This is a genomic window from Polaribacter sargassicola (genome assembly GCF_021991835.1).
Taxonomy (GTDB): Bacteria; Bacteroidota; Bacteroidia; order Flavobacteriales; family Flavobacteriaceae; genus Polaribacter; species Polaribacter sargassicola.
Genome location: NZ_JAHDAU010000180.1, coordinates 1 through 298 on the forward strand (window position 1 = coordinate 1; position 298 = coordinate 298).

The following is a 298-nucleotide window of genomic DNA, read 5'->3' on the forward strand; positions in this document are numbered from 1 at the left end:
GCCTGTCGATGATCTCGGTGATGCCGCGCTGGTTGGCCAGGTCGAGGTTCGACAGCGGCTCGTCGCACAGCAGCAGCCTGGGCTGATCGGCGAGCGCCTGCCCGACCCGCAGCCGCTGTTGCTCACCGCCTGAGAGCAGGCCCACTCGGCGATCGGCGTAGTGCGCGGCGCCCACGCCCTCGAGCAGGGCGTCGACACGCGCGCGGTCGTCGCGGCGAGGGATGGGAAGCCCGAACCGCGTTCCCGTCACGCCCAGCGCGATCAGGTCCCGCGCCCGCATGCTCGTGTCGGGAGGAAG

The 298-nt window shown here is 72.1% G+C and carries 1 protein-coding gene; it reads right to left on the reverse strand.

What is annotated here, in order from left to right:
- Positions 1–298, reverse strand: a 298-nt coding sequence (locus KI686_RS17635; RefSeq protein WP_237590387.1) for an ATP-binding cassette domain-containing protein, incomplete at both ends; no start/stop codon positions are given.